This is a genomic window from Streptomyces sp. CA-135486 (genome assembly GCF_050936555.1).
In the GTDB taxonomy this organism is placed as follows: Bacteria; Actinomycetota; Actinomycetes; order Streptomycetales; family Streptomycetaceae; genus Streptomyces.
The window spans coordinates 2,363,104-2,378,768 of sequence record NZ_JBNJMM010000002.1; the positions used below are offsets into that span (position 1 = coordinate 2,363,104).

Annotated in this window: 13 protein-coding genes; 10 read left to right on the plus strand and 3 right to left on the minus strand. The window is 70.3% G+C overall.

Annotation, left to right across the window (positions count from 1 at the left end):
• Positions 1–120 precede the first annotated feature (120 nt).
• Complete coding sequence (locus tag ACQEVG_RS30155) at positions 121–528, plus strand: RidA family protein (protein ID WP_432989581.1); 408 nt, start codon at positions 121–123, stop codon at positions 526–528.
• Between the two features lie 29 nt (positions 529–557).
• Here the strand turns inward: ACQEVG_RS30155 and ACQEVG_RS30160 are convergent, their stop codons facing one another.
• On the minus strand, positions 558–2,267 hold the full coding sequence (locus tag ACQEVG_RS30160) for a PucR family transcriptional regulator (RefSeq protein ID WP_432989583.1): 1,710 nt from the start codon (positions 2,265–2,267) through the stop codon (positions 558–560).
• A 278-nt stretch (positions 2,268–2,545) separates the two neighbouring features.
• On the opposite strand from ACQEVG_RS30160, the gene ACQEVG_RS30165 reads away from it, so the two are divergent.
• From ACQEVG_RS30165 to ACQEVG_RS30190, 6 genes are all read left to right on the plus strand, one after another.
• A complete protein-coding gene (locus ACQEVG_RS30165; protein WP_432989585.1) occupies positions 2,546–3,433 on the plus strand; it encodes an FAD binding domain-containing protein in 888 nt (295 codons plus the stop codon).
• A complete protein-coding gene (locus ACQEVG_RS30170) occupies positions 3,424–4,008 on the plus strand; it encodes a (2Fe-2S)-binding protein (protein ID WP_432989587.1) in 585 nt (194 codons plus the stop codon). The genes ACQEVG_RS30165 and ACQEVG_RS30170 overlap by 10 nt, the downstream gene beginning before the upstream one ends.
• Positions 4,009–4,010: 2 nt before the next feature.
• Entirely contained in the window at positions 4,011–6,419 is a 2,409-nt protein-coding gene (locus ACQEVG_RS30175; RefSeq protein ID WP_432989589.1) for a xanthine dehydrogenase family protein molybdopterin-binding subunit, read from the plus strand.
• 267 nt (positions 6,420–6,686) lie between these two features.
• Positions 6,687–8,210, plus strand: coding sequence for an NCS2 family permease (locus tag ACQEVG_RS30180; RefSeq protein ID WP_432989591.1), 1,524 nt, complete (start codon positions 6,687–6,689; stop codon positions 8,208–8,210).
• 36 nt (positions 8,211–8,246) lie between these two features.
• On the plus strand, positions 8,247–9,383 hold the full coding sequence (locus ACQEVG_RS30185; RefSeq protein ID WP_432989593.1) for an XdhC family protein: 1,137 nt from the start codon (positions 8,247–8,249) through the stop codon (positions 9,381–9,383).
• A 321-nt stretch (positions 9,384–9,704) separates the two neighbouring features.
• Positions 9,705–10,079, plus strand: coding sequence for an RNHCP domain-containing protein (locus ACQEVG_RS30190; protein ID WP_355838433.1), 375 nt, complete (start codon positions 9,705–9,707; stop codon positions 10,077–10,079).
• A gap of 55 nt (positions 10,080–10,134) precedes the next feature.
• On the opposite strand, the gene ACQEVG_RS30195 is transcribed toward ACQEVG_RS30190, so the two are convergent.
• Positions 10,135–10,866 (minus strand): class I SAM-dependent methyltransferase, encoded by a 732-nt coding sequence (locus tag ACQEVG_RS30195; RefSeq protein ID WP_432989595.1) that lies wholly within the window; start codon positions 10,864–10,866, stop codon positions 10,135–10,137.
• A gap of 78 nt (positions 10,867–10,944) precedes the next feature.
• Here ACQEVG_RS30195 and ACQEVG_RS30200 point away from each other — a divergent pair, with 78 nt between their 5' ends.
• From ACQEVG_RS30200 to ACQEVG_RS30210, 3 genes are all read left to right on the plus strand, one after another.
• Positions 10,945–12,396, plus strand: a complete 1,452-nt coding sequence (locus ACQEVG_RS30200) for a pyridoxal phosphate-dependent aminotransferase (RefSeq protein WP_432989597.1) — start codon at positions 10,945–10,947, stop codon at positions 12,394–12,396.
• 248 nt (positions 12,397–12,644) lie between these two features.
• A complete protein-coding gene (locus ACQEVG_RS30205; RefSeq protein WP_432989599.1) occupies positions 12,645–13,943 on the plus strand; it encodes an ATP-binding protein in 1,299 nt (432 codons plus the stop codon).
• A 161-nt stretch (positions 13,944–14,104) separates the two neighbouring features.
• The gene (locus ACQEVG_RS30210; RefSeq protein WP_432989602.1) at positions 14,105–14,329 is read left to right on the plus strand and encodes a DUF6296 family protein; all 225 of its coding nucleotides are present in this window, start codon (positions 14,105–14,107) and stop codon (positions 14,327–14,329) included.
• An 86-nt stretch (positions 14,330–14,415) separates the two neighbouring features.
• On the opposite strand, the gene ACQEVG_RS30215 is transcribed toward ACQEVG_RS30210, so the two are convergent.
• Positions 14,416–15,564: a hypothetical protein gene (locus ACQEVG_RS30215; RefSeq protein ID WP_432989604.1), complete on the minus strand. Its 1,149-nt coding sequence runs from the start codon at positions 15,562–15,564 to the stop codon at positions 14,416–14,418.
• Positions 15,565–15,665 lie beyond the last annotated feature (101 nt).

Consider the following 15,665-nt stretch of genomic DNA (forward strand, 5'->3'; position numbering starts at 1 on the left):
AGTGCGTTCTTCCATGTCAGCGGCCACTCTCCTACGGTTCCTGAGTAACCACAAGAGACCAAGAGCGTCTTGGTTCGGTGGAAGCGAGCCCACGGGCTCGCATACAAGGAGGCAGGCAGCATGGCCATCACCCTGGTAAACCCCAGCGGACTGCCGGAAATCGATGCCTACCGGCAGGTGTCGATCGCGACCGGGTCGAAGCTGGTCTTCATCGCCGGGCAGGTCGCCTGGGACGTCGACGGTGTCACGGTCGGCCAAGGCGACCTCGCCGCTCAGGTCGAGCAGTGCTACCAAAACATCGGCACCGCCCTGGCCGGGGTCGGCGGCTCCTTCGACGACGTGGCGAAACTGACTGTCTACGTCGTCGACTGGACCCCCGACAAGATGCCCCTGCTCATGGAGGGGCTCGGTCGGGCGGCCGCGAAGCTGGGGGTCACGGCGACACCCCCTGCCTCGCTGCTGGGCGTTGCAGCACTGGACGTACCCGACCATCTGGTTGAGGTCGAAGCGACCGCGATCATCGACTGAACAGGACGCGGTCCCGGGGTCCCCCCGTCTCAGCTCATCCGCAGCGCCAGGAAGAAGTCCAGCTTGTCCTCCAGGCGCGACAAATCGCGGCCGGTCAGCTGCTCGATCCGCCCCACCCGATACCGCAGCGTGTTCACATGCAGATGCAGCCGCGTCGCGCACCTCGTCCACGACCCGTCGCAGTCCAGGAACGCCTCCAGCGTCGGAATCAGCTCCGCCCGGTGCCGCCTGTCGTAGTCGCGCAGCGGGTCCAGCAGCCGGGCCGTGAAGGCGCGACGCACATCGTCCGGGACGAACGGCAGCAGCAGCACGTGCGAGGCCAGCTCATGGTGGCCGGCCGCGCAGACCCGGCCGGGTCGGGCCGCCGCCACCCGGCGGGCGTGGCGGGCCTCCTCCAGCGCACCGCGCAGGCCTTCCGCCGAGCTGACGGCCGCGCTGACGCCCAGCGTGAGCCGCCCGTCGTCGGCGAGACCGGCCGAGAGCGGAGCGCGTACGGAGCCGAGCAGCGCGTCCGCGTGCAGTCCGGCCTCGGTGGACTCGACGTCGGGCGCCTGCGGGTCGGCGGGGTCGACGGGGACGGCGGGCAGCGGTACCAGCGCGATCGCCTCGTCGCCCGTGTGGGCCACCGCGATCCGGTCGGCGGAGTCGGCCCCGGGCGCCGCCGGGTCGACCAGGATCTCCTCGAGCAGCGACTGCGCGACCGGTCCGGCCTCGATCTCCGTGGCTCCGGCGGTCCCGTCCTGGCCCCAGTCCACCCGCGCCACTACGACCTGCCAGTGCGGCGCGGTCCCGAGGCCGGGCAGCAGTACCGGGGCCGCGACCCGCAGCCGGGCCGCGATCTCGGCCGGCGCCGCGCCCGTCTGGACCAGTTCCAGGACTTCCTGGGCGAGCCGTCGCCGTACCGTACGGGCGGCCTCGCGCCGGTCCCGCTCGACGGCGATCAGCTGGGTGACGCCCTGCAGCAGATCGAGCCGGGCGGCCGGCCAGTCGCCCGCGTCCGCCTCCACCGCCAGCAGCCAGTCCGACAGGACGCTCTCGCGTACATCCCGGGCGGCGGGGGCGGCTACGCGGCCGGTGTTACGGATCGGGAAGAGGGAGTACGTGGCTGAGCCCACGGTCGTCCGGTGCGGTCCGCGGCGGCCGGTGCGGATGGCGGCCAGGTGCTCGCCCGCGAGCCTGGCGCCCACCCCGGCGGGCAGCGGTTCGCCCGCGCCCGCGATCTGGCGTCCGGTGGGGGAGAGCACCCAGGCCCGAAGGTCCAGGTCGGAGCCGAGGAGGTCGAGCACGACCTCGGGGCCGCCGCCCGTCGGTCCCGAGGTCATCAGCCGTCTGTGCCTGTCCACGACAGCCGCGAGATCCCCGGCCCGCTCGCCGGAGACCTGGCGTACGACATATTCTGTGATCGTCGCGAATGCAACGGATTCATTAACTGCAAAGAGTGGCAGTCGATGGCGTGAACACGCCTCGATCAGATCCCCGGGAATGTCCCCCAACTCGGCCTCTCCGGCCGCCAGACCGGCCACTCCGGCGCCCGCCAGGATCCGGACGAACGGCTCGGAGTCGGCGGCGCTGCGCCGCCAGGCGAGCCCGGTCAGCACCAGTTCGCCGCCCGAGAGATAGCGGCTCGGGTCCCGCAGGTCGGTCGTCATCACGCCACGTACGCCGCGGTCCAGCTCGTCGTCGCCGCCGAGCAGTCGCAGTCCCAGCGCATCGGTTTCCAGAAGTGCGCGCAGCCGCATCTCGTCGCCGCCGATCTGTCTCGTTGTTGCCGGTGGCCCGTGGCCATGGTTTTCATGGGAAAACGGTGAGGTTACTGAGCCTCGCCTTTCGTTCGAATCTACAAGACAGGACAGGCGACCAGCCAACTCCTTCATGGTTTCGGTGACTGCACCGGGCGCGGCACGGCTTGTGTACTGGGCCACAGAGCGTTAACGGCACATGAATAAACAGTCGAGGGCCGACCGTCCGGGCCCGTTGCGACGAACGACCCCCGATTCAGAAGAAGTGAGAGCCACTCATGGACTTCCTTCGCCCCGCCAGCTGGGAGGAGGCGCTCGCCGCCAAGGCTGAGCACCCCACCGCTGTACCCATCGCGGGCGGCACCGATGTGATGGTCGAGATCAACTTCGACCACCGCCGGCCCGAGTACCTCCTGGACCTGAACCGCATCGGCGAGCTGAACGAGTGGCAGGTCGGTGACGACACCGTCCGCCTGGGCGCCTCCGTTCCGTACACGCAGATCATGGAGAACCTTCGGGCCGAGCTGCCCGGTCTGGCACTGGCGTCGCACACCGTGGCCTCCCCGCAGATCCGCAACCGCGGCGGCGTCGGCGGCAACCTCGGCACCGCGTCCCCCGCCGGAGACGCCCACCCCGCGCTGCTCGCCGCAGGCGCCGAGGTCGAGGCCGAGTCCGTACGGGGCAGCCGTCTCATCCCCATCGACGAGTTCTTCACCGGCGTGAAGCGCAACGCGCTCGCGGCGGACGAGCTGATACGCGCCGTCCACATCAAGAAGGCCGACGGACCTCAGCAGTACTCCAAGGTCGGCACCCGTAACGCGATGGTCATCGCGGTCTGCGCCTTCGGTCTGGCCCTGCACCCCGAGACCCGCACGGTGCGCACGGGCATCGGCTCCGCCGCCCCGACCCCGGTCCGCGCGAAGGCGGCCGAGGAGTTCCTGAACGCCGCGCTCGAAGAGGGCGGATTCTGGGACAGCAAGAAGATCATCACCCCGTCGATCGCCAAGCAGTTCGCGGAGCTCGCCTCCGGCGGCTGCAACCCGATCGACGACGTGCGCGGCACCGCGAGCTACCGCCGCCACGCGGTCGGCATCATGGCCCGCCGGACCCTCGGCTGGACCTGGGAGGCCTTCCGCGGCAATGAGAGGAGCGCACAGTGCGCGTGAACTTCACGGTCAACGGTCGTCAGCAGGAAGCCGACGACGTGTGGGAGGGCGAAAGCCTTCTCTACGTACTGCGCGAGCGCATGGGCCTGCCCGGCTCCAAGAACGCGTGCGAGCAGGGCGAGTGCGGTTCCTGCACGGTCCGCCTGGACGGGCTCCCTGTCTGCTCCTGCCTCGTCGCCGCGGGTCAGGTCGAGGGCCGCGAGGTCGTGACGGTCGAGGGCCTGGCGGACTTCGCGAAGCAGCGCGCCGAGCAGGCGGGTTGTGCGACCGGCGCCTGTGGCACCTCGCTCCAGGAGGCCCAGCAGTGGAGCGCGAAGGGCACCGACTCGCACACCGGTGAGGGCACGGAACTCTCCCCGATCCAGCAGGCGTTCATCGACGCGGGCGCCGTCCAGTGCGGCTTCTGCACCCCCGGTCTCCTGGTCGCCGCCGACGAGCTGCTCGAGCGCAACGCCGAGCCGTCCGACGCGGACATCCGCGAGGCGCTCTCCGGCAACCTCTGCCGCTGCACCGGTTACGAGACGATCCTCGACGCGGTCCGCCTCGCGGCCGCCCGTCAGGAAGAGGCGGTCTGACGATGGCGCAGCAGCCACGAGTCGCCACCGTTCCGGCCGGCACTCCCACCAACATCTCCCAGGGCTCCAAGACCAAGGGCGGCGTCGGCGAGTCGACGCTACGCCCCGACGGCACCCTCAAGGTCACCGGTGAGTTCGCGTACTCCTCCGACATGTGGCACGAGGACATGCTCTGGGGCCAGACGCTCCGCTCCACCGTGGCGCACGCCGAGATCAAGTCCATCGACATCACCGAGGCCGTGGCCATGCCCGGCGTGTACGCGGTGCTGACGTACGACGATCTCCCGGCCGCGATGAAGAACTACGGCCTGGAGATCCAGGACACCCCGGTTCTCGCGCACAAGAAGGTCCGCCACCACGGCGAGCCGGTGGCCCTGGTGGCCGCCGACCATCCGGAGACCGCACGCCGCGCCGCCGCCAAGATCAAGATCGAGTACGTCGAGCTGCCGCTCATCACGGACGAGGCCTCGGCCACCGCTCCGGACGCGATCCTGGTTCACGAAGACCGCGACGACCACCACATCGGTCATGTCCCGCACCCGAACATCGTGCACCGCCAGCCGATCGTCCGGGGCAACGCCGACGAGGCCGCCCGGCGCGCCGATGTGATCGTCAAGGGCGAGTACACCTTCGGCATGCAGGACCAGGCCTTCCTCGGCCCGGAGTCCGGCCTTGCCGTGCCCTCCGAGGACGGTGGCGTCGAGCTGTATGTCGCCACCCAGTGGCTGCACTCCGACCTCCGCCAGATCGCCCCGGTCCTCGGCCTGCCCGAGGAGAAGGTGCGGATGACGCTCTCCGGCGTCGGCGGCGCGTTCGGCGGTCGCGAGGACCTGTCGATGCAGATCCACGCCTGCCTCCTGGCACTGCGCACCGGCAAGCCGGTCAAGATCGTCTACAACCGGTTCGAGTCCTTCTTCGGACATGTCCACCGGCACCCGGCGAAGCTCTACTACGAGCACGGCGCCACCAAGGACGGCAAGCTCACGCACATGAAGTGCCGGATCGTCCTGGACGGCGGCGCCTACGCGTCGGCCTCCCCGGCGGTCGTGGGCAACGCCGCGTCCCTGAGCGTCGGCCCCTACGTCCTCGAAGACGTCGACATCGAGGCGATCGCGCTCTACAGCAACAACCCGCCCTGTGGCGCCATGCGCGGCTTCGGCGCGGTCCAGGCGTGCTTCGCCTACGAGGCCCAGATGGACAAGCTCGCGGCGAAGCTGGGCATCGACCCGGTCGAGTTCCGTCAGCTGAACGCCATGGAGCAGGGCACGCTCATGCCGACCGGCCAGCCGGTCGACTCCCCGGCCCCCGTTGCCGAGTTGCTGCGCCGCGTCAAGGCCAGGCCGCTGCCGCCCGAGCAGCAGTGGCTGGCCGCCGGCGAGGAGGCGGACGTACGCGCCCTGCCGGGCGGGCTGTCCAACACCACGCACGGCGAAGGCGTCGTACGAGGCGTCGGCTACGCGGTGGGCATCAAGAACGTCGGCTTCTCCGAGGGCTTCGACGACTACTCCACCGCGCGGGTGCGCATGGAGGTCGTGGGCGGCCAGCCGGTCGCGACCGTGCACACCGCGATGGCGGAGGTCGGCCAGGGCGGTGTCACCGTCCATGCGCAGATTGCCCGCACCGAGCTCGGCGTCACACAGGTGACGATCGCACCGGCCGACACCCAGGTCGGCTCCGCCGGTTCGACGTCGGCATCGCGCCAGACGTACGTCACGGGCGGCGCGGTGAAGCACACCTGCGAGAACGTCCGCGAGAAGGTCCTGGAGATCGGCCGCCGCAAATTCGGTTCGTACCACCCCGCATGGGCCACCGCCGAGCTGCTGCTCGAAGGCGGCAAGGTCGTCACCGACGGCGGTGAGGTGCTCGCCGACCTGGTGGACGTCCTGGAGGGGGAGGCGGTCGACCTGGAACTCGAGTGGCGCCACCGTCCCACCGAGGCCTTCGACCTGGTGACCGGCCAGGGCCACGGCCATGTCCAGTACTCCTTCGCCGCGCACCGCGCGGTGGTGGAGGTGGACACCGAGCTCGGCCTCGTCAAGGTCGTCGAGCTGGCCTGCGCCCAGGACGTCGGCAAGGCGCTCAACCCGCTGTCCGTCGTCGGCCAGATCCAGGGTGGCACCACCCAGGGCCTGGGCGTGGCGGTCATGGAGGAGATCATCGTGGACCCCAAGACCGCGAAGGTGCGCAACCCCTCCTTCACGGACTATCTGATCCCCACCATCCTCGACACGCCGACCATCCCCGTCGATGTGCTCGAACTGGCCGATGACCACGCGCCGTACGGACTGCGCGGCATCGGCGAGGCCCCGACCCTCTCCTCCACCCCGGCCGTCCTCGCGGCGATCCGGAACGCGACGGGGCTGGAGCTCAACAGGACGCCGGTACGCCCCGAGCACCTCACCGGCACCTGATCCACAAGCTCTCCGGGCGGTGCGCCGTGCCGACGAACGTCACTCCCCTGGCCTTCGGCATGGGGAACCCCACCTGCCGTCCGCGCCGCCCGGAGAAACCAAGTACCGCACCGCTCGCGGTCCTTGCCGCAGTACAGCGCAGTACCCCAGCACCACAACCCAGTTCGTCTCGGGCCGTCCCCCGGGTCGTGCAGCCAATGCAAGATCCCAAATCCCGCAGCCTCATTGCTCACGCGGGTGCCCCTGTGAACCTTGGGAGTAGGCACCATGACCCAGCAGTCCCTTGAGACCAAGACGACGGCGGAGGACGCCGGCGCAGGTACGCCCCCCCAGAGCCCTCGGCCTGGGGGTACCCCCACCTCGCTTCGCTCGCCCACCGGCCGGTCCTGGCTCGACCGGTATTTCCACATAAGCCAGCGCGGGTCGACCATCGGTCAGGAGGTGCGTGGCGGCATCACCACCTTCATGGCGATGGCGTACATCATCCTTCTCAACCCGGTGATTCTGTCGGTGCCTGATGCGACCGGCCACAAGCTCGACGGCGATCAGCTGACCACGGCCACCGTCTTCGCCGCAGCCGCCACCACCATCGTGATGGGCTTCATCGGCAATGTGCCGCTGGCACTCGCCGCGGGACTCAGCGTCTCCGCCGTCATGGCATTCCAGGTCGCGCCCGAGATGACCTGGGAAAACGCGATGGGCATGTGCGTCATCTACGGCGCCGTCATCGTTCTGCTCGTCGTCACCGGCCTGCGCGAACTGATCATGAACGCCATCCCCCTGGCGCTGAAGCACGCCATCACCATGGGGATCGGCCTGTTCGTCTGCCTCATCGGTCTGGTCCAGGCCGGCTTCGTCACCTCCATGCCGGGAGCCGGCGGCATCGCCGGCGCCAAGCCGATCCAGCTCGGCACGAGCGACATGCTCACCGGCTGGCCCGTGCTCTGCTTCGCGGTCACCGTCCTGCTGATCTTCCTGCTGCAGGTCCGCAAGGTCCCCGGCGCGATTCTCATCGGGATCGTCGGCGGCACGGTCTTCGCCGCGCTGGTCCACCAGTTCGCCGGTCTCGACAAGCAGGCCTGGGGCGGACTGAACGCCCCGGAGATCTCCGGCTCCATCGTCAGCACCCCTGACTTCGGCCTCTTCGGCAGCGTCTCCTTCGACGGCATCGGCAGCGTCGGCGGGATCACCGTCGGCGTCATCGTCTTCACCCTGGTGCTGGCCGGTTTCTTCGACGCCATGGGCACGATCATCGGCATCGGCCAGCAGGCCAACCTCGCCGACAACAAGGGCAAGATGCCCGGCCTCAACAAGGCCCTTGCCATCGACGGTGCGGGCGGCGCGTTCGGCGGCCTGGCCGGCGCTTCCGGCCAGACGGTGTTCGTCGAGTCCACCGCGGGCGTCGGCGACGGTGCGCGCACCGGCTTCGCGAGCGTGGTCACCGGCCTCGCCTTCACGCTCTGCCTGTTCTTCACCCCGCTGGCCCAGATCATCCCGACGCAGGTGGCCGCCGCCGCGCTCGTCGTCATCGGATCGATGATGCTGACGAACGCCAAGCACATCGACTGGAACGACCAGGCGACCTCGATCCCGGTCTTCCTGACGACCGTGCTGATGCCCTTCACGTACTCGATCACCGCGGGCATCGCGGCGGGTGTCATCGCCCACGTCCTGATCAAGACCGTGCAGGGCAAGGCGCGGGACGTCGGCTGGCTGATGTGGGTGCTGTCCATCGTGTTCCTGGCGTACTTCGCGCTCCACCCGATCGAGGGCTGGCTGGGAGTGAAGTAAGTCCCGCCGCCCACCTACACCCTTGAGGAGACCGACATGCTGGACATCGCCGACGAGCTGAACCGGTGGGTCGAGCAGGGCCGTGAGTTCGCCGTCGCCACCGTGGTGTCCGTCGGCGGCAGCGCGCCCCGGCAGCCGGGCGCCGCACTCGCCGTGGACAGCGAGGGCACGGCGATCGGGTCGGTCTCGGGAGGGTGTGTGGAGGGGGCGGTGTACGAGTTGTGCCGACAGGCGCTCGAGGACGGCGAAACCGTCCTCGAGCGGTTCGGGTACAGCGACGAGGACGCCTTCGCGGTCGGTCTGACCTGCGGCGGCATCATCGACATCCTCGTCACGCCGGTACGCGGCGGGGTCTTCCCCGCCGCGCTGGCTGCCGCCGCGGGTGGGAAGGCGGCGGCCCTCGCCAGAATCACGGACGGTCCGTCCGATCTGGTGGGCCGCGCCCTGCTGGTCCGCCCCGACGGTTCGTACGAGGGATCGCTGGGCGGCCACCCGGAACTCGACCGCACGGCGGCGGCCGAGGCGGGCGCGATGCTCGACGCGGGCCGCACGGGCACGCGGGTCATCGGCGAGGACGGCAGCCGCTGCGGTCAGCCGCTGACGCTCCTGGTGGAGTCCTCGGTGCCCGCCCCCAGGATGATCGTCTTCGGCGCGATCGACTTCGCGTCGGCGCTGGTACGGGTCGGGAAGTTCCTCGGTTACCACGTCACCGTGTGCGACGCCCGTCCCGTCTTCGCGACGAGGACGCGCTTCCCGGAGGCGGACGAGATCGTCGTCGACTGGCCGCACCGGTATCTGGAGTCGACGGAGGTCGACGGCCGTACGGTCCTCTGCGTACTGACCCACGACGCGAAGTTCGATGTGCCGCTGCTCGAACTGGCCCTGAGGCTTCCCGTCGCCTACGTGGGAGCGATGGGCTCGCGCCGCACGCACGAGGACCGCAACAAGCGGCTGCGCGACGTCGGCGTCACCGAGCTGGAACTGGCCCGGCTGCGCAGCCCGATAGGCCTCGACCTGGGCGCGCGTACGCCGGAGGAGACGGCGCTGTCGATCGCGGCGGAGATCGTGGCAAACCGCCGTGGTGGCTCCGGGGTCCCCCTGGCGGGAGCGCACACCCCGATCCACCACGACGGCCAGGACCCGCCGACGGGCCGGATCGCCTCGGTGGCCTGATCGGCGTACGCACCTTGAGCCGTGCACGGACCGGATCCGCGTACGGCCTTCCTGGCGGTGGGCCGCGATGGTTCCGATCGGCCGCCGCCGCACCCGTTGCGCTGCCTCGAAATCAATTCGGTTGCCGCGCGCCCCGTCCAGGGGGTCTCATCAGGTGACCGGACGTCGACACAGAGGTGGTGCGTGTATGCCCAGGGCCCAGCGGAACCGTTCTCGCGACCGAGGAAGGCCGCCCGCTCTCGCGGTATGAACTCCCTTGGTGCGAGACGGCGTTCAGAGCTGACGCCCATCCCACGCATCACATCAGGAGTCGTGTCCACGATGTCCCGCAACACCTCAAGACGCGCCCGCACCGAGGCGCGCGCCCAGTCCTTCCGCTGTCTGCACTGCGGTCTCGATGTGTCGATGACCGCGGCCGGCACCGGTCACCGCAATCACTGCCCGAACTGCCTGTGGAGCCGTCATCTCGACGACACCCCGGGCGACCGGGCCGCCGATTGCGGCGCCCGGATGGAACCGCTCGCCATCTCGGTGCGCGGTGACGGCGAGTGGGTGCTCGTCCACCGCTGCACCGGCTGCGGGGTGCTTCATGCCAACCGGACGGCGGGCGACGACAACGCCTTGCCGCTGACCCGGCTGGCGGTGCGCCCGCTGGCGCAGCCGCCGTTCCCGCTGGAGCGGCTCGCCGCTCTCTGAAGCACCGTGAAGGGTGGGCCGGATCTCGAAGCCTTCGAGATCCGGCCCACGCGGTTCACCCGCAGCGGGTGGCGACCACCAGTCGGCAGCGAGGACTTCCGTCCGGCCGCAGTCCGTACTCCTTCAGCGGCTCCAGCTCCACCGAGAACCCGGCCCGGCCGAGGTCGGCCAGCACATCCGGAAGCCTGAAGGTGCGGTAGTACATGACAAACCGCGGCCGCCACAGCCGATTCCGTACGCGCATCGCCGCGTCGAACCCCCAGAGCGCCCAGTACGGCAATGAGCCGATCCGCGGCGGGGCCGGGACGGGGAAGACAAACCGGCCGCCGGGCCGCAGCGCCCTGTGGACCTGGGCGAAGAGCTCCGGCCGCTCCGTGGGCAGGAAATGGCCGAACGCCCCGAAGCTCACGGCGAGGTCGAAGGCCCGCTCGAAGGGGAGGGCGCGGGCGTCGGCCCGTACCCAGCTCACCGCCACGCCGTCCGATACGTCCGGCAGGGCCCGCGCGGCCTCGGCGAGCATGCCCGCGCTGAAGTCGACGCCGGTGACCTCCTCCTCGCACAGCTGCCGCAGGACACCCACCCCGGCGCCGGTGCCGCAGCAGACGTCGAGACCCGCCCGGAAGGGACCCAGCGGCTTGAGAGCACGTGCCACCGCGTCGAGCAGCCGGTCCGACGTACGGAAGGGAGTCTCGTCGAACTTGGGCGCCAGCAGGTCGTAACCGTGTTCGATGGAAGAGAGCGCCTGAGCGGCCAGTTCGCGGAAGGTGGGGCCCGAGGGAGTGAACATCACTCCATCTTCCTCCGTATACGTGGGGGGTCCGTGCGCATCCGGCACGGCGCCTTGGCAGGCAGGGGAGGCAGCTTCATGGCCGGCAGTAATGTCACCGCACTCTTTCGTGCATCCACCGCTCACAGCCCGTCGTACTTCACGCTGAACCGGGCGGGCGGCGGGGCGGCCGGCGAGATCACCGACTTCTGCATCCCCTGCAACCCGTACTTCCCGACTCCCGCGATGTTCGACCAGCTGGGCCGAGGTCTGCGCGAGATCCTCACCTACTACCCGAGCAGCGCGGACACCATCACCGCCGAGCTCTGCCAGGTCCTCGGACTCAATCCGCAGACCGTCGCCATGGGCAACGGCTCCACCGAACTGATCACCTGGATCGACCACTTGCTGGTCCGCGAGTCCCTGGCCGTGCCTGTGCCGACCTTCGGAAGATGGACCGACCAGCCGATGGAGACCGGCAAGCGCGTCGACATGCTGCTGCTGCCGGAGGCGCACGGCTTCGGGCTGGACCCGGCGGCCTTTGTGCAGTTCGTACGCAGCCGTGGCTCGCGGACCGCGGTCATCTGCAACCCCAACAACCCCGACGGCGGCCTGTTGCCCAAGCAGCAGGTGATCGCGCTGCTCGACTCCCTCCAGGATCTGGACCTGGTCGTCGTCGACGAGTCCTTCCTCGAGTTCGCGGACGCGGAGCAGGAGGCGAGCGTCGCCGCCGAGGCCGTCATGCGGACGAATGTGATCGTGCTGCGCAGCCTCGGCAAGAACTTCGGGCTGCACGGGGTGCGCTTCGGCTATCTCGTCTCCAACCCGACCCTTGCCGGGAAGATCCGGTCCGCACTTCCCAAGTGGAACCTCAACTCCTTCGCCGAGACCGTGGTGTTCATGCTGAAGGAGCACCGGCAGGAGTACGCCGAGAGCCTTCAGCAGGCGCGCCGGGACCGGCAGGAGATGACCATGCGGCTCTCCCAGCTGCCGGGCCTGACCGTCTACCCGTCGCAGGGCAACTTCCTCTATGTGCGCCTGCCGGAGGGGGTGGACGGGACGATCCTGCGGGACCGGCTGCTCGCCGAGCACGGGGTGCTGGTACGTGAGTGCAGCAACAAGGTGGGCAGTTCCAGCCGCTTCATGCGGCTGGTGGTGCGCCCGCAGCAGGACCAGATGCGGTTGATGTCGGCGATGCAGGAGGTGCTGTACGGACAGCGCGCTCCCGAGCCGCGGCCGGAGCCGATGGCGCCGATGCTCGCGCAGGCGCCGGAGCCGCAGCCGCAGCAGCAACTACGGGCACAGGTGCAGCAGCCGGGGCCGATGCCGATGCTCGCGCTGGCCCAGGAGCCGGTCTCGGCGCGGGGGCTCGGCCCGGTCCCGGCAGCCGAGCGGCCCGCCGCGAGCGCGCTGACCGGGGCGCCGGCCGGTGGCATGGCCGGCGGCCTGGCCGGCAGTGCGGGCGGCGGGATGGTCGGGGCGGCCAGGGCGGCGGCGGGGGGCTACACGTCAGGGACGGCGGCGGTGGACCGGCTGATCTCGGGAGCGTAGGGGCTGTAACTGCGGGCAAGCCCCCAGACCCCCGGGACGCCCTTCGGGCATGTCCTCAATCGCCGGAGGGGTTCCATATGAGCCCGTCCGGCGATTGAGCGCCCCTCGCAGCGGACCGGTCCCCGTGGCTAGAGACGGAACGTCGGGTTCGGGGGCCAAACCTTGTGCACAGTGGAGCAGGACCCGGCGCAAGGCCGCCCCTAGCCTCGCCGCTACAGCAGCCTTGGCAGCAACGAGGGGCGGTACCGGTGAACTGGCTCATCCACGACTACCGCGAGAGCGATCTCGCCGCAGTGGTCCACCTGATCGACACCACGGCCGAGCTCGGGCAGGAGTCGGTCTTCTCGCTCGCCGAGTGCATCGGCGCGCTCACCTCCCGGCAGCCCGCCGTCGTAGCCGTCCACCAGGGCGTACCGATCGGCGCGGCGCTCGCCTGCGTGGCCGGTGAACGCGCCTGGGTGATGCGCATCGCCATCTCCTCGGCCTGGCGCGGCCGGGGCCTTGCCAGCGCCCTGCTGGTCGAACTGGAGCGACGGCTCGTCGCCGCCCGGGTCGGCCGTATCGCCTATGTGCTGCCCGAGGAGGAACTGCTCGGCGAGGGACTGCTCAACGCGGGCTACACCCGGCAGCCCGCCGTCGCCTACTTCGAGAAGGTCGAGCCGCTGCACGGACCCGCGGCCAGTCTGCTCGAAGACCTCGGCGGACGGTTCCTGCCGAGCGACCTGTGGGCCAAGGTGGCGGGCATGGAGGCGGAGAAGGACCTGATCGAACGGCGCGTCGTCCTGCCTCTGGCGCAGCCGGAGCGGGCCGCCAGGCACGGGGTCCGGCCGCCGCGGGCCATAGCCCTGTTCGGTCCGCCCGGGACCGGGAAGACGACCTTCGCCCGGGGTATCGCCGCCAAGCTGGGCTGGCCGTTCGTCGAACTGCTGCCGTCCCGACTGGCCGACGAGGGCAATCTCGCGGCCGCCCTGCGCAGCGCCTTCGCCAGGATCGCGGAGCTCGAGCGGGTCCTCGTCTTCATCGACGAGGTGGAGGAGATCGCACCGGTGCGCACCGAGCCCGCGCAGCCCGGCGGGATGCACGGGGTGACCAATGAACTGCTCAAGCTCATACCGGGGTTCCGGGAGCGCGACGAGCGGCTGCTGGTGTGCGCCACCAACTCCGTACGCTCGCTCGACCCGGCGTTCCTGCGGCCCGGCAGATTCGACTATCTGATCCCGATCGGCACCCCGGACACGGCGGCGCGGTCGGCGATCTGGTCCCGGTACACCGGTGGCCGGCCCGATGTGGAGGTGTCGGTGCTGGTGGCGGCCAGTGAGCTGTTCACTCCGGCCGACATCGAGCATGCGGCCCGGATCGCGGCCCAGGCCGCCTTCGAGCGGGACCTGGAGACGCTCGGGGCCTCGTCGTCGGCCACCGGCGAGGCACGGGCGCTCGGCGCGAGCACCGAGGACTATCTGGCGGCCATCGCCCAGTGCCGGCCGACGGTGACGCCCGCGATGATCGAGGAGTTCGGCGCGGACATCAAGGCCCACGCCCGGTTCTGACGACCCTGCTGCCTCGGCAGGGTCCAGGACCGGAACGCCGAGGACGCGGTCCTGGAGGTGCAGGCCATGGCGATCCTCCGCCGGCGCGGGCCGTGGCCGGTCCGCGCGCTCTCCTGAGGCGCACACGGCGGTCGTGAGTGACGATGGACCGGGAGGCCGCCATGAATCAGAGCTACGAACTTGTATTTCAGGCGCCCGCCGGGGAGGACGACGTGGTGATCGTCCGGAGCACCGGACGGTCGGGCGCGGGCGGATATCCGATCTACCAGGACGAGACGGGAATCGTACGCGCGGAGATCAGCGACCGGGGTGAGGTACGGATGCTGGCGAGCGGAGGCCACCAGGTACCCGGGACCCCGGTGAAGGTGCGCTCACTCAGCTCCTGACCCGCGGCGTCGGCATACCCACGGCCGGGAGGAATCTTGCCGTGCCCGAATGCGCAGCGCCGAGGTGACCGACGGCGTCGGCCTCCTCAAAGGCTCCAGCGCAGCACCGCTCCCAGCCCGCCCGCCGGGCCCGGCATGCCCTCGGGGACCAGCAGCACTTCGGCGTCGGCCGCCGCGGCGGACCGCAGCAGCGCGTCGTCCGCGCGTGCCTGCATGGGCTTGGCGACGCCCATCGCCTGCGCCTGGCCGCGCTGTACGGCGACCTCGTCGACGCCGGGGCCGATCCACACGTCGCGGCCCGCGTCGGATGCGTCCTGGGCGAGGAGCAGCGTCGCCACCTGATGACTGCGGGCCGCGTCCACGACGGCGGGAATCCCCTCGGCGGCGTCTCCGCGACCGGTGTCGACAGAGGCCTCGCGGTGCTCGCCCGGCCTGCCGCGTCCGACATGGAAGCGGTCGAGCGCGCTCTGGAGCCGGTCGCGCGCGTAGTTCTCGCAGGCCTCGGCGATCTGCCGGTCGAGCACGTCCTTCGAGGCGCCGGGGGACCTGCTGCCGTTCTCGGCCTCGACGGTCACGTTCCGGATCCGCTCCGGCAGTCGGTTGTGCACGGCCCTGCGCTCGCGGGAGTCGCCCGTCAGCACCAGCAGCTGCGCGCCGCTCTCGGGCCACTGCCTGGCGAGCTCGCCCGCGATGACGTCGGCGGTCTCGTTCCAGCTGTTCTCGACCTTGTTCCGGTAGTGCCACTCGTACCGGTCCGCCGGGATGCTGCGGTGTCCTCGGCCTTGCGACTCCCTGCCGTTCGCCTGGCCCACGCTCTCCCGGCCGTGCGCATCGCGCAGCTCCAGATCGGCGCCGGTGCGGTCGATGTACGCCACCAGACACGGCGGCGCGTCACCCCGCAGTCCGGCCAGCGGCGCGACATGCGGCAGGATCGACCAGGTCGCCTCGATGCTGGTCGGCGACAGGGCGAGCGGTACGTCGAGCACGACCTCGGCACCCGCGGCGAAGACCGCGCGGCCCGGAGGTGCCCCGGAGACCGGCTGGTCGGCGAGCCTGCCCATCACGGCCCTGACGGTGTAGGGATCGGCACCCGCGTCGATGAGCTGCGAGGCGACCGAGCGCTCGCGGAGCTTCTGCAGCCTCGCCGCGTCCTCGGTCGTGCGCGTGGTGTCAATGAACACGGAGGCCCATGGGCCCGGACGATCGAAGAGCGGCTTGAGAAAACCGAGTTCCATGATCTCCCCCAAGCTCGGGGCTGGTGGGTACTACCAGATTACGGCCATGCGTCCGTAGTGCCTTCTTTATCGCCGAGTTGCGGCGTCGAAGTGCGATGTCG

Bases quoted from the DNA above. Each gene is read 5' to 3' on its own strand.
- ACQEVG_RS30155 (WP_432989581.1), top strand. From the start codon at position 121: ATGGCCATCACCCTGGTAAACCCCAGCGGACTGCCGGAAATCGATGCC.
- ACQEVG_RS30160 (WP_432989583.1), bottom strand. From the start codon at position 2,267: ATGCGGCTGCGCGCACTTCTGGAAACCGATGCGCTGGGACTGCGACTG.
- ACQEVG_RS30165 (WP_432989585.1), top strand. From the start codon at position 2,546: ATGGACTTCCTTCGCCCCGCCAGCTGGGAGGAGGCGCTCGCCGCCAAG.
- ACQEVG_RS30175 (WP_432989589.1), top strand. From the start codon at position 4,011: ATGGCGCAGCAGCCACGAGTCGCCACCGTTCCGGCCGGCACTCCCACC.
- ACQEVG_RS30180 (WP_432989591.1), top strand. From the start codon at position 6,687: ATGACCCAGCAGTCCCTTGAGACCAAGACGACGGCGGAGGACGCCGGC.
- ACQEVG_RS30185 (WP_432989593.1), top strand. From the start codon at position 8,247: ATGCTGGACATCGCCGACGAGCTGAACCGGTGGGTCGAGCAGGGCCGT.
- ACQEVG_RS30190 (WP_355838433.1), top strand. From the start codon at position 9,705: ATGTCCCGCAACACCTCAAGACGCGCCCGCACCGAGGCGCGCGCCCAG.
- ACQEVG_RS30195 (WP_432989595.1), bottom strand. From the start codon at position 10,866: ATGTTCACTCCCTCGGGCCCCACCTTCCGCGAACTGGCCGCTCAGGCG.
- ACQEVG_RS30200 (WP_432989597.1), top strand. From the start codon at position 10,945: ATGGCCGGCAGTAATGTCACCGCACTCTTTCGTGCATCCACCGCTCAC.
- ACQEVG_RS30210 (WP_432989602.1), top strand. From the start codon at position 14,105: ATGAATCAGAGCTACGAACTTGTATTTCAGGCGCCCGCCGGGGAGGAC.
- ACQEVG_RS30215 (WP_432989604.1), bottom strand. From the start codon at position 15,564: ATGGAACTCGGTTTTCTCAAGCCGCTCTTCGATCGTCCGGGCCCATGG.